The sequence below is a fragment of the Nocardia cyriacigeorgica genome, assembly GCF_029868385.1.
Taxonomy (GTDB): Bacteria; Actinomycetota; Actinomycetes; order Mycobacteriales; family Mycobacteriaceae; genus Nocardia; species Nocardia cyriacigeorgica_F.
In genome coordinates this window covers 221,304-233,581 of record NZ_JARWNX010000064.1, presented here as the reverse complement: position 1 = coordinate 233,581, position 12,278 = coordinate 221,304, and the positions used below count along the sequence as shown (strand labels likewise).

Sequence of the window (12,278 nt, the reverse complement as noted above, 5' to 3'; positions counted from 1 at the left end):
TCCACCTCCTGTTCGACCGTGTGTCGGTGCCGTAGGTGTGGTTCGACCCACCCCCACCGCTGTGCTGGTCTTGCGGGCTCCGTATGCGGTGCCTCGCGTGTGTTGGCACATCATAGGGCCGTCAGCCGATACGGACACGCCACGACCGTCCATTTCCGGCCAGTCATGTCGTGACCTGCATCGCGAGCTTACGGGATCAGACGATCCGGATCAGGATCTCGGAATGCCCGGCGCGGATCACATCACCGTCGGCGAGCTGCCAGTCCTGCACGGGGGAGCCGTTCACCAGGGTGCCGTTGGTGGACCCGAGGTCCGACAGCATGGCGGTCTGGCCGTCCCAGCGCACCTCGATATGCCTGCGCGAGACACCGGTGTCGGGCAGGCGGAAGTGGGCGTCCTGACCGCGACCGATGATGTTGCTGCCCTCACGCAGCTGGTACGTGCGGCCGCTGCCGTCGTCGAGCTGGAGAGTTGCCGAATATCCCGAGCCCGCCGCGGCGGGTGGTGCGTATCCGCCGCCGCCGTAGCCGCCCGGTGCGGCGTAACCGGGCTGCTGGGAGTACGCCTGACCGTAGTTCTGGTCCTCGCCGTACCCGGCCTGGTCGCCGTAGCCCTGATCCGCATAACCCTGATCGGCATAGCCCTGCTGGCCGTAGCCCTGCTGACCGGCCGGTGCGCCGTAGCCCTGCTGGCCGCCGTATCCCTGGTCGGCATAACCCTGATCGGCATAGCCGGGTTGTCCCTGGCTTTGCTGGCCACCGGCTGGCGGCGCATAGCCCTGATCGGCGTAACCCTGCTGGCCGTAGCCCTGATCGGGGTAGCCGCTACCTTGCTGGCCGTAACCCTGGTCGGCGTAGCCCTGCTGCTGATAGCCCTGATCGGCATAGCCCTGCTGACCGTAGGCCTGATCGGCCTGGCCGTAGCCCTGGTCGGGGTAGCCGGCCTGCTGGCCGTAGCCCTGCTGACCACCCTGCTGGTAGTCGTAGCCGTTCTGGTAGTCGCCGCCCTGCTGGTAATCGCCATAGCCCGGCGACTCCGGCGCGCGGTACTCGGCGCCGCCACCGTAGGGCGCGCCCGAGCCGTAGTCCTCGGGGTACGCGCCGTTCTGCGGCCCGCGTCCCGCGGGCGGGGGTGCGTACCCGCGGTTGCGTGGATCGGACTCCGCGGGCTCACGGCTCGGGTCGTAGCCAGAGTTCTGCGTCATGGGGCCAGCTCCTGGTTGCGGGTGTGCGGGTCGTTGTGGCGGGGGTTCCGGGCTGCGAGCTGCGGGAGCCGCACGGCCGACGTCGGGATCGACCCGGCCGCTCGCCCTGAACTGTCCGGTGTGCAGCGTAGGGGATGCCTCGAACGCCACGTGTACTTCGCCGTAGGTCTGCCACCCTTGATCGCGGATGAAGTCCTGTAGATGCTTGGCGAACGCGCGCGTCGTGAGGTCGTGATCGGCGTCGAGCTGTTGATGGTCCGACGAGTTGATCGTGATCACATAACTGTTGGGTGCGAGCAGATGCCCGCCGCCGAGTTCCTGGACGTGATCGGTGGCCTCGCGCTGCAAGGCCGCCTCCACCTCCTGTGGCACGACGCTCCCACCGAAGACCCTGGCGAACACGTCACCGACGGCGCCTTGCAGACGTCGCTCGAATCTCGAAACGATGCCCATTCCCGGCCTCCCTTCGGTGAGATGTCTCCTCATTCGCAACGACGACACGCGGACGTGGCGTGTCGTTCAACGAGCACGTTCACTGCATGATATCCACGATCGTCCACACCTGTAACTGATGGAAGCCGTGCCGGGTTCCCACGGGTGGTACCGGGGCGGCGACCGCGATTTCGTTTCCGGGTCCGCCCCGTGATACTGTCACCCAGTCGCTCGGGCGAGTGGCGGAATGGCAGACGCGCTGGCTTCAGGTGCCAGTGTCCTTCGGGACGTGGGGGTTCAAGTCCCCCTTCGCCCACCAGATGCGGAAAAGCCGCAGATCAGAGCCATCTGATCTGCGGCTTTTCTCGTTTCCGAACCGGGTGCGGCGCCGCCGGCTTCCCGACGGAACAGCCCGAACAGGGTTGATTCGCAATGAGAACCTGTTCTAATTCTCGGCATGCGCAGATATGACGGCCGCCGGGTGGCGGTGACAGGTGCCGGATCGGGTATCGGACAGGGCATCGCATTGCGACTGCTCGACGAGGGCGCCACGCTGGTGGCCGTCGACATCGACGAGCCCGGCCTCGCCTCGACCGCGGACAAAGCCGGCGATGCGGCGGACCGGCTGCGGACGATCCGAGTGGATATCGCCGACCCCGAATCGGTGCGCACCGGCACCGATGCCGCGCTGGAATACCTCGGCGGGCTCGATGTCCTGGTGAACGCCGCCGGCATCCTGCGACCCGCCCGCACCCACGAGATGCCGCTCGATGCGTGGGAGACCGTGATCCGGGTGAACCTCACCGGCACCTTCCTGATGACGCAGGCCGCGCTGCCCGCCCTGCTGGACTCCGGGCACGGCGTGGTGGTGAACCTGTCGTCCACCGCCGCATTCCAGGGTTCGCCCTATCTCGCGGCCTACGCGGCGTCCAAAGGTGGTGTGGCCAGCTTCACCCACGCCATCGCGCTCGAATACGCCAAACAGGGTCTGCGTGCGGTGAACATCGTGCCCGCCGGGATCACCAGTGGAATCACCACGAAATCGATCCTGGAACAGCCGGAAGGCTTCGACCCGAGCCTGTTCGCCCGACTCACCGGCTGGCTCAACGGTGGCGCGCTCGGCAGCCCCGAGGACATCGCCGGTGTGGTCGCCATGGTCGCCTCCGACGACGGCCGCTATATGACGGGTACCGAGATCCGGGTCGACGGCGGCGCACTGATGTAAACGGTTGTGCGGCCGAGACATCAGCGGCCGCGCGAGGAGTGGATGAACGAGTAGTAGCGGAAAGGCATCGGCGGGTCGGGAATCCACCGATGCCTTTTTCTATGCGCTGATCGCGGTCGCCCAACTCGGGAAACCCGGTGGCAGGTAGTGGAACTGTGTGCTGCCACCGCTGCCGCGGATGATCGGTAGTGGCCGCCGGTGTCGATCACCAAGCGAGACAAGCTCATCGAGAGCCTGCGAGCAGCGCCGTTCTCCGCGGCGCACCGCCGCCGGATCTGCCCGATTCTCCCGTTTTATTGCTGAGTGAGGCGAAGATCACAGCACTGATTTCGGTAACCCCGATGCTGCTGATCTGTCTGGACCGGACGTGCTTCGGCGGGCGTTTTCGTGACCGGATAACCCGCCGGTTAACTATGCGTAGGTACACGTAGATCGGTCGCTACACGATGCTGATCGTGTTTGTTCGGTAGTAAACAAACCTCTGGTCGCTTTCACGGCGTCGTTCGTTCAGCTATCCCCATTATCCACAGGGAATCCCCAGGTAGATCGGCATGTTGTGAGTACCGACCGGTAGCGGACAAGGCGGCGTGGCTAATCGCCTGAGGGTGTCCGCCGGGGTAGTGCCGGTGACCTCGAAAAACGAAATGCAATTGCAGATGAAAGGACCAAATCGCGGTTCACATCGGGCGCTGTGAGTTAGCTGGAACCGTGAAAAACGAGGTGTTCACAAGGGTTTGCCAGTGAGCTGCTTTATACGCTCGACCTCGGCGCGGAGGGTTGCACGGGCATAACGATTGTGTAGAGTCAACGGCAACGCTGGCCGCAGCTGAGCACGACTCGCTGCGGCCAGCGGAACTCAAATGGGGGAGTTCTTCACCGATCCGATTCCCGGCGTTGCCAACCGTTGCCCGAACCGTGATCGCTCACCGTGTGCTCGCCGATGGCTATCGCGATGCGATAACCGAATCGGCTACCGGCTGGTCGGTTTTATCGAGGTCCTGTTCCAGCGCCGCACGCCGCCCCGCACCGAACACGTACAACAGGAACAACGCCTCCGCTGCGAACCCGATCGCGATCCGTAGCGGCGCCGGCAACCCGCTCGGTGTCACGAAACCCTCGAGCAGGCCCGCCACCAGCAAGACCCCGACCAACCCGAGCGCGATCGTCGCGGTGGCCCTGCCCTGCCGCGCCACCGCCTCCAACCGGCTCGACCGGCCCGGATCCACCAGCGTCCAACCGAGTTTCAGCCCCGCGCCACCCGCGACGAAGACCGCGGTGAGTTCGAGAGTGCCGTGCGGCAGGATGAAGCCGAAGAACGAATCGAGCCGCGCCGCCTCGGCCATCAGACCGCCGGTGACGCCGAGGTTGAGCGCGTTCATGAACAGCAGATACATCGCTGGCAGGATCAGCACGCCGGTGAACAGGGCGATCGCCGACACCCAGGCGTTATTGGTCCACACCTGCGCCGCGAACGCCTCGTTCGCATGCTCGGAGTAGTAGGTCTCGAACGTGCCACCCGGTGCGGTGATCGCATCGGTGTCGTCGGGAATGCCGAGCACTGAACGCGCCGAATCGGAGTCGGCCACCCAGCCGCCGATACCAGCGGCGACCGCGAGGAACACCGCCGCCACCGACACCCACCACGGCCAGGCGCGATATACGGCGGCCGGGAAGCGGTGGGTGACGAAACGCCCGATCTCCGACCAGGTATCGGCCCTGGTGCCGAGCACCTTCGCCCGCGCCCGCGCCAGTACCGCGCTCAGGCCCGCGACCAGCTCCGGGTCCGGACTGTGGGTCTGCAACCGGGCCAGCTGCTGGGAGGTGCGCCGATACAGCGCGACGAGTTCGTCGGCCTCGGCCCCGGTGAGTTTGCCCTTACGGGCCAAGAAGTCCAGCCGGTTCCATGACCCGCGATGCGCGTAGCTGTATGCGTCCACGTCCATTCGGTTGCCTCCCACTCCCGCTCTGGGAAGAATGCTAGGCGACATGGCTGAGTTCACCACCGGCGAAGCAGTGGCCCTGGAGCTGCCCATCGCGCGCATACCCACCAGGGCGGCGGCGTTCTTCGTCGATGTGGTGATACAGGTGATCATCGGATGGATGCTGATGTTCGGCATCGTCGCCGTCTTGCTGCCCAGCGATCCGGACGCGGCCTGGCTGGCCACCGCGGTGCTGGTCACCGTCATCATCGTCCTGGTCGGCTACCCCGTCGCCAGTGAGACCATCGGCCACGGCCGCACCCTCGGCAAACTGATGTTCGGGCTGCGGGTGGTACGCGCCGACGGCGGCCCCACCGACTTCCGGCACGCCCTCACCCGCGGTCTGGCCGGTGCCATCGTCGATTTCTGGATGCTCGGCGGTTTCGGCGCCATCGCCATGATCACCTCACTGTGCTCACCCAATGCGCGTCGCGTCGGTGACGTACTCGCGGGCACCGTGGTGGTCTACGGACAGCAGCGGCTGCCGTTCCCCGCACTCGCGGTGCCGCCGCCCTGGCTGGCCGAATGGGCCGCCCGGCAGGACCCGGCCGCCCTGCCCGACGATCTCGCGCTCGCGGTCCGGCAGTACCTGACCAGGATCCGCACGCTCACCCCGGCCGCGCAGGCCGAACTCGGCAATGCCCTCACCGCCGCGGTCTGCACGCGCCTCGGCATCGCCCGTCCCGGTGACTATCCGCCGCCGCAGATCCTCGGCAGCATCATGGCCGAACGGCAGCGGCGCGCGCTGACCGCGCCGGTGGTCGTACCACCCGCCATCGGATGGGCGGCGAAGCCCGCGGCGATCCGGTAGGCGGTCTACATGCCGCCGGACTGCTTCAGCTCCAGGTATTCGTCCGCGAGCGCCTCGGGCAACCGATCCGGCGGCGCGGCCACCACGTCGATACCTTTGCGTCGCAGCGACTCCTGGACCAGCGCCCGCTCGGCGAGCAGCGATTCCGCGGCGGCCGCGCCGTAGAGATCGCCGGGGGCGTCGCGGCGGGTGGCCGCTGCCGCGACCTCCGGGTCGGTGACCGAGACGATCAGCACCCGATGGCGGTGTGCGAGCACCGGAAGGACCGGAAGCAGGTTCTCTTCGACCGCCGCGCCGTCGAGGGTGGTGAACCAGACGATCAGGCTGCGGCGGCGGGTACGGTCGATGGCCGCGCGGACCAGGGCGGCGGTATCGGTGTCGACGAGAGCCGGGGTCACCCCGGCCAGCGCGTGCATCAGTTTCAGTTGCAGCCGTTTACCGCCGATACCGCGCACCTCGGCGCGCACCGCACGGTCGAAGGCCAGGAGATCGACCGAATCACCGGCCGCGGCGGCCAGCCCGCCCAGCAGCAGCGCGGCCTCGATACTCGCGTCCAGTCGGGTGCCCTCGGCGCCGTCGGTGCCGACCCGTCCGGCGCTGACCCGTCCGGTGTCGAGCAGCATGAGCATGTGCCGGTTGCGTTCCGGGCGCCAGGTGCGCACCAGGACGTCGGTGGCTCGGGCGGTGGCCCGCCAGTCGATGGTGCGCACATCGTCGCCCGCGACGTATTCGCGGAACGAATCGAATTCGGTGCCCTGGCCACGCAGGTTCGCGACATTGCGGCCCTCGAGATGTTGCAGCCGTTTCACTTTCGAACCGAGCAGCCGTTCGCTGCGAAACGGTGGCAGGGCGCGAACCCGCGCGGGCACCGTGTGCCGGGTCTGGCGACCGGCCAGTCCGAGCGGTCCGAGCGCACGTATCGTGATCGGCCCTGCCACCCGATCACCCCGCCGGGCCGGCGTCAGGGTGGTGCGATAGCGCGAGCGGGTACCGGGCTCGAGTGCGATGCGGTGGGTGCGCCCGGCCGCATGCGCGCTGCCGGGCCAGTCGTCCCACAGCACGCCGCGCACGGTGCGCGGACCGGTATTGGTCACCACCAGCTCCACCTCGGTGCTGCGGCCGAGCCGCACGACCGTCAACGGGTCCCTGGTGAGAGTCAGCGCACGGGCGCTACCGGCGGCACCGAGATCGGCGAGCACCGCGCTGACCAGCAGCGCGCTCACCAGCGCGACGCCGAGCCAGGACGGAAGCACGAACGTGACCAACAGCGCCGCCACCGCGGCGACGGCGGCCAACCGGCCGGTGACGACCACGGCCCTACACCGGAACCGGGACCGCGAGCAGCAGCGACCGCATGACCCCCTCGGCGGTCACCCCGTCCAATTCGGCCTCAGGACGCAGATGCAGCCGATGCCGCAATACCGCCACCGCAACGGTTTTCACATCGTCGGGGGTCACGAACCCGCGCCCGTTCAACCAGGCGAACGCACGTGCCGCCGCCATCAGCGCGGTCGCGCCACGGGTGGATGCGCCGTGCTGAACGGCGGGCGCCGAGCGGGTGGCGCGGCAGATGTCGACGATGTAGGCCAGCACCTCAGGACTGATGGTGACGGTGCCGATCGCGGCTCTGGCGGCGGCGATATGCGCGGGACCGGCCACCGGACGCAACCCAGCTGCGGCCAGATCACGCGGATCGAAACCGCCCGCATGCCGTTGCAGGATGCGGAATTCGTCATCGCGTTCGGGCAGATGGATATCGACCTTGAACAGGAAGCGGTCCAGTTGCGCCTCCGGCAGCGGATAGGTGCCTTCCTGTTCGATCGGGTTCTGGGTGGCGACCACCACGAACGGGTCCGGCAGCGGTCGCGGCCTACCGTCGACGGAGACCTGCCGCTCCTCCATCGATTCCAGGAGTGCGGACTGGGTTTTCGGTGGGGTGCGGTTGATCTCGTCGGCGAGCAGCAGGTTGGTGAACACCGGGCCGGAGCGGAAGGTGAACTCGGTGGTGTGCGGATCGTAGATCTGCGATCCGGTGACGTCACCCGGCATGAGGTCGGGGGTGAACTGCACCCGCGAATGTTCCAGGTCGAGCGCGGTGGCCAGCGCACGGACCAGCAGCGTCTTCGCCACGCCGGGAACGCCTTCGAGCAGCACATGTCCACGGCACAGCAGCGCGAGCACCAGATACATGATGGCGTTGTCGTTGCCGACCACCGCCTTGCCGATCTCGGTGCGCAGCGCCGCGAACGCGGCCGCCGCCTCCTCGGCGCTCGGGGCTTTGCTGGTGTCAATGCTGGTCACGAGACCTCCGCTTCGATCCATTCGAGTTGCGCGGCAACCATTTCCAAGGTGGGTTCATCGGGCACCGGACCGTACAGCGCGGCATGCGCCCAGGCCGGGTCCGCCCCGGTCCGAGTGGTGACGGCGGCGACCACCTGCTCCGGCGCCGTGTCTGCGGTGACGCCGAGGGCCGCCCTGATCCGGCGCAGGGTGGCCGCGCGCAGCTTGGCCGCGACGTATTCGTGATCGCCCGAACGCCGGTACAGCGCCGCCTGCCCGGCGAGCAGTTCATTGGCGGTGACCTCCACCGGGCGCGGTTCACCGACCAGGGCGCCGCGGCGGCGCGCCCGCCACCACACCAGCAGCGCGCCCGCGATCAGGAACTGCAATCCGCCGAAGGCGATCGGTGCGGGCAGGCGTTCGAAGATCGAATCGGAGCCCGCGCCGACATCGCGGTCGACGTCGTCCGGGGAGTCGGGTTCGGGCAGATCCGGTGGTGGCGGAATATCCGGCGGCGGTTGCGGTGGCGTGGGAGCGTCGGGCGCACCGCAGGATTGCAGTGCCGCCCACAGCAGCACCGCCAGCGCGGCAACAGCAGCCACGGTGGCCCAGAACCTCGGGTCGCGCAGCAGATCCGGCAGCGGCGGTAGCGTGCGCCGGGTGCGGGCTCGCCGTTCGGTGGCCTCGACTTCGCGTGGTCCGGCCACCGGGGGTGGTGCGGCCGCGGAGTACTGATCGACGAAATCGAGCCGGCGGTATTCGTCCTCGGTGGCGCGTCTGCCGCCGTAGACGACCTCGTCGAAGCTGTGCGCGGCCGGGCGGAATTCGTCGGCGTGCGCCACCGGGACGGTCGCGGTGCTCACATCGTCGGCGGTTTCGGCCGCGGTGCGGGAGCGCCGGATCTCCAGCATGCCGCGCTGTTCCAGCCCGCGCAGTGTGGCACGGAAGCGTTCACGTAGCGCCAGATCGTAATCGCGGCGTTGGAGCGCGGATTCGGCGGCGGCGCGGTGATCGGCGGCGGAACCGAGCGCGGGCGGTTGCGGCGCGGGAGGGTCCGCGGGCTTGTTCAGGTCGGCCATGCCGCCCCCTCGATCACGGGCTGTCGCGTCGGCGCGGGGAGCCGGATGTCCATACCTTCGCGGCGGCAGCGCCGGTCCACATAGGCGACGACGCGGGTGGCGGATTCGACGATCTCACCGAACGCGGTGATCAGCAGGAACGCCGCGGTGGTCAAGACGATGACCGCCCAGCGATGGGTGCCGGAGAAATCGGAGAGGAACCAGGGGATGCCGAGCAGCGGCAACGCCATCAGGACCAGCAGCGCCCGGACGCTGAGCCACAACAGCGCGGTGGGCCAGTTGGCGCCGTCGACCAATAGTTTCGATCGCGCCACGGCATCGCGGTGACGGGCGCCCTCGGCGAATATCACCGGCATCGCGACGAAGCGCCGTGCCCGCAGCCAGGCCAGCCAGAGCACCGCGAACGGGAAGGTGATGATGAGCAGGGCGCCGAGCCCGAGCACCGCGACGCCGACCAGTGTGAACAGCGATCCGAACAGCAGTTGTGGGCCGAGCCGTGCACCGAATCGCCCCAGCGCGGTGCGCCAGTCGATCGGTGCGCCCGCGATCGCGGCGGTGCCGATCGCGGTGGTGATCCCACGCAGGACGAACCGGATCAGCCAGGCGCAGACCAGGGTGCTCAGCACCACCGCCCAGGCGACCGCGGCATCGGAATTGTCGCTGAGCCGTATGGTTCCGGCCGTCACCCCGGAGATCACGAGTTCGCCCGCGAGCAGCAGGGTGGCGCCGAATCCGGCGAGCGCGCGGATCGACGACTGGATGAGCGCGAACGGCGTATCGAGCAGTTCGCGGAAGGTCATCGGACGGATCGGCACCGTCGTTCCGAGAGACCCCGGCACCGGATCGTTTCCCGCCCCGACGGCACCGGCCGTTTCGGCTGGTGGCACGCGGCCGAGTCTAACCGGTCGTGGCGACGGGAGCCCGACGTTGCCGTGATGGGTGTGCTGCCCGATCGAAGCCTGGCGGTGCGGGTTCGCCCGTGCGGCGGTGGCCGCGCTCGCTAGACGGAGGAAGGGGCTGGGTCGCGCGGTCCCATGGTGCGCAGGTGGTGCTGGGCCGACATGGGCCGTTTCCCGACTCGAGCGCGCTCTGCCGTCAGCGCAGGAGGTGCTCGACCACCTGCCGGTATCGCGCCGGGTCGACCGGGGGCAGGCCGAGCAGGGCGCGCAGGTACACACCGTCACCGACCAACCGGATCAGATCCGCGCGCACCGGATCGTCGATCTCGGCGTCCAGGCCGTCGGACCAGGAGTTCATCATCTCGACGAGGGCCTGCTGGACGGCATCGGTCTCCGGGCCCGCGGTGGCGTCGACGGTGCGCATGGTGGCGAGCATCGATCGGTACAGCTCGAGTTCCAGCGCCTCGTCGGCGGAGTCGGTGTTCGGGATCTGGAGGTACCACTCGGCCACCGAACCACCCGCGGCGACCGATTCGTCGAGCTGGGTGTGGGCGCGTTCGGTGAGCCGTCGCACCAGACCGGCGAGCAGGGCGTCCTTGCTCTTGAAGTGATAGAGCAGCCCGCCCTTGGAGACGCCGGCGGCGGCGGCGACGCTCTCGAGCGTCACCTGGGACATGCCCTTGTCCAGCAGCAATGTCTCGAGCGCGTCCAGGATGCGATCACGGGTGGTGGTTGTCACGGGAATAACTGTACCGGCTGGACGGTAATGTTCGGTACTATACCGTCTGGACGGTTGGACACTGACGACGAAAGTCGAGAAGGATCATGGACATCACCACGGGGATCGGCCCCGACCTGCGCGACACCACGCCCCGCGCCACCACACGGGACTGGATCGGCCTGGCCGTGCTCGCCCTCGCGCTGCTGCTACTCGCGGTCGACGCCACCGTCTTGGATATCGCGGTGCCCGCCATCAGCGCCGATCTGGCGCCGAGCACCACCCAGCTGCTGTGGATCATCGACGTCTACTCGTTCGTGCTCGCCGGTCTGCTCGTGGTCATGGGCAACCTCGGCGACCGGATCGGCCGGCGCCGGCTGCTGTTGATCGGCGCCGCCGGATTCGGCCTCGCCTCCCTGCTCGCGGCATGGGCCGTCAGCCCCGAGATGCTGATCGCCGCCCGCGTGTTGCAAGGCGTCACCGGTGCCACCCTGATGCCCGCCACCCTCGGTCTGATCCGTTCGATGTTCCTCGACCCGCGCCAGCGCACCTTCGCCATCGCGGTCTGGGGTGCGATGGCGGGCGGCGGCGCCGCGGCCGGACCACTGTTGGGTGGTTGGCTGCTCGAGCACTACTGGTGGGGTTCGGTGTTCCTGGCGAACATGCCGGTCATGATCGCGCTGATCGTATTGGGACCGGTGCTGATCCCGGAATCGAAGGACCCGAATCCGGGCCGCTTCGATATCCCGAGCGCGGTGCTGTCGATGCTGGCGCTCGTGCCGTTCGTGTACGCGGTCAAGGAGTTCGCGGCGCACGGTGTGAGCGCGGTGCCGCTGGTCGCCGGTGTGATCGGACTGGTCTCCGGTGTGCTGTTCGTACGCAGACAGCGCACGCTGGAGCAGCCGATGCTCGACCTGCGGTTGTTCGAGGTGCCCCAGTTCCGCACCGCGGTGCTGACCAACCTGCTCGCGGTGTTCGCCCTTGCCGGTGTGCTGTTCTTCGGCTCGCAGTATTTGCAGCTTGTGCTCGGCCGCTCGCCGATGCAGGCCGGTGTGCTGTTGCTGCCCGGCCTCGCAGCCAGCGTCGTCGGCTCGCTGCTGGCGGCGGTGCTGGTGCAGCGGTGGCGGCCGACGGCCGTGCTCGGTGGTTCGCTGGTGGTCGCGGCGCTCGGTGCCGCGCTGTTCCTGTGGTTGACCGCCGATCCCGCGACCGGTGTCGCACCGTTCGTGCTCGGCTTCGGGCTGATCGGCACCGGCGTCGGCATCGCGTTGACGGTGTCGTCGGATCTGGTGGTCAGCTCGGCGCCGGTCGAGCGCGCGGGCGCGGCGGCGGCCATCTCCGAGACGGCCTATGAGACCGGTATCGCGCTCGGAGTGGCATTGCTGGGCAGCATGGTCATGGCGGTGTTCCGCAATGGCCTCGATCTCTCGGCCATCCCGGCCGGAGCCGATGGTGCGGCAGCCGAATCGCTCGGCGGTGCGGCGGATCTGGCCGGGCAGCTACCGGAGGCGGTGGGTGCGTCGTTCCTGGCATCGGCGCACGAATCCTTCGTCACCGGTATCCATCTGGCCTCGATCGGTACCGCTGGCATCCTGCTGGTCGCGGCGGTACTGGCGTTCCGGTCGCGCGCCGCGCGCGGCTGAACACCTGG

General features: G+C 68.4%; 10 protein-coding genes and 1 tRNA gene. 4 read left to right on the top strand and 7 right to left on the bottom strand.

All coding sequences use genetic code 11. The annotated features are described in order from the left end of the window. Positions 1 to 196: 196 nt before the first annotated feature. Complete coding sequence (locus QH168_RS26445; protein ID WP_280468618.1) at positions 197 to 1,657, bottom strand: DUF3662 and FHA domain-containing protein; 1,461 nt, start codon at positions 1,655 to 1,657, stop codon at positions 197 to 199. A gap of 212 nt (positions 1,658 to 1,869) precedes the next feature. Between QH168_RS26445 and QH168_RS26440 the strand changes: the two genes are divergently transcribed. Then, positions 1,870 to 1,955 (top strand) — tRNA-Leu (locus tag QH168_RS26440). Between the two features lie 138 nt (positions 1,956 to 2,093). Continuing rightward, entirely contained in the window at positions 2,094 to 2,861 is a 768-nt protein-coding gene (locus QH168_RS26435; protein ID WP_280468616.1) for an SDR family NAD(P)-dependent oxidoreductase, read from the top strand. 944 nt (positions 2,862 to 3,805) lie between these two features. Here the strand turns inward: QH168_RS26435 and QH168_RS26430 are convergent. Then, positions 3,806 to 4,804: a stage II sporulation protein M gene (locus tag QH168_RS26430; RefSeq protein WP_280468615.1), complete on the bottom strand. Its 999-nt coding sequence runs from the start codon at positions 4,802 to 4,804 to the stop codon at positions 3,806 to 3,808. A gap of 43 nt (positions 4,805 to 4,847) precedes the next feature. On the opposite strand from QH168_RS26430, the gene QH168_RS26425 reads away from it, so the two are divergent. Then, positions 4,848 to 5,651, top strand: coding sequence for an RDD family protein (locus QH168_RS26425; protein WP_280468614.1), 804 nt, complete (start codon positions 4,848 to 4,850; stop codon positions 5,649 to 5,651). Positions 5,652 to 5,656: 5 nt separating this feature from the next. Here the strand turns inward: QH168_RS26425 and QH168_RS26420 are convergent, their stop codons facing one another. The 5 genes from QH168_RS26420 to QH168_RS26400 form a co-directional block, all read right to left on the bottom strand. Next, a complete protein-coding gene (locus tag QH168_RS26420) occupies positions 5,657 to 6,964 on the bottom strand; it encodes a DUF58 domain-containing protein (RefSeq protein WP_280468612.1) in 1,308 nt (435 codons plus the stop codon). Between the two features lie 4 nt (positions 6,965 to 6,968). Further along, positions 6,969 to 7,973: an AAA family ATPase gene (locus QH168_RS26415; protein ID WP_280468611.1), complete on the bottom strand. Its 1,005-nt coding sequence runs from the start codon at positions 7,971 to 7,973 to the stop codon at positions 6,969 to 6,971. Next, positions 7,949 to 9,010: a DUF4129 domain-containing protein gene (locus tag QH168_RS26410; protein WP_280468609.1), complete on the bottom strand. Its 1,062-nt coding sequence runs from the start codon at positions 9,008 to 9,010 to the stop codon at positions 7,949 to 7,951. The genes QH168_RS26415 and QH168_RS26410 overlap by 25 nt, the downstream gene beginning before the upstream one ends. Next, positions 8,998 to 9,897: a hypothetical protein gene (locus QH168_RS26405; protein WP_280468608.1), complete on the bottom strand. Its 900-nt coding sequence runs from the start codon at positions 9,895 to 9,897 to the stop codon at positions 8,998 to 9,000. Before QH168_RS26405 ends, QH168_RS26410 begins: the two co-directional genes overlap by 13 nt. A 208-nt stretch (positions 9,898 to 10,105) precedes the next feature. Continuing rightward, positions 10,106 to 10,648 (bottom strand): TetR/AcrR family transcriptional regulator, encoded by a 543-nt coding sequence (locus tag QH168_RS26400; RefSeq protein ID WP_280468607.1) that lies wholly within the window; start codon positions 10,646 to 10,648, stop codon positions 10,106 to 10,108. A gap of 86 nt (positions 10,649 to 10,734) precedes the next feature. Between QH168_RS26400 and QH168_RS26395 the strand changes: the two genes are divergently transcribed. After that, complete coding sequence (locus QH168_RS26395; RefSeq protein ID WP_280468605.1) at positions 10,735 to 12,270, top strand: MFS transporter; 1,536 nt, start codon at positions 10,735 to 10,737, stop codon at positions 12,268 to 12,270. Positions 12,271 to 12,278 lie beyond the last annotated feature (8 nt).

Bases quoted from the DNA above. Each gene is read 5' to 3' on its own strand.
- QH168_RS26445 (WP_280468618.1), bottom strand. From the start codon at position 1,657: ATGGGCATCGTTTCGAGATTCGAGCGACGTCTGCAAGGCGCCGTCGGT.
- QH168_RS26435 (WP_280468616.1), top strand. From the start codon at position 2,094: ATGCGCAGATATGACGGCCGCCGGGTGGCGGTGACAGGTGCCGGATCG.
- QH168_RS26430 (WP_280468615.1), bottom strand. From the start codon at position 4,804: ATGGACGTGGACGCATACAGCTACGCGCATCGCGGGTCATGGAACCGG.
- QH168_RS26425 (WP_280468614.1), top strand. From the start codon at position 4,848: ATGGCTGAGTTCACCACCGGCGAAGCAGTGGCCCTGGAGCTGCCCATC.
- QH168_RS26415 (WP_280468611.1), bottom strand. From the start codon at position 7,973: ATGGATCGAAGCGGAGGTCTCGTGACCAGCATTGACACCAGCAAAGCC.
- QH168_RS26410 (WP_280468609.1), bottom strand. From the start codon at position 9,010: ATGGCCGACCTGAACAAGCCCGCGGACCCTCCCGCGCCGCAACCGCCC.
- QH168_RS26395 (WP_280468605.1), top strand. From the start codon at position 10,735: ATGGACATCACCACGGGGATCGGCCCCGACCTGCGCGACACCACGCCC.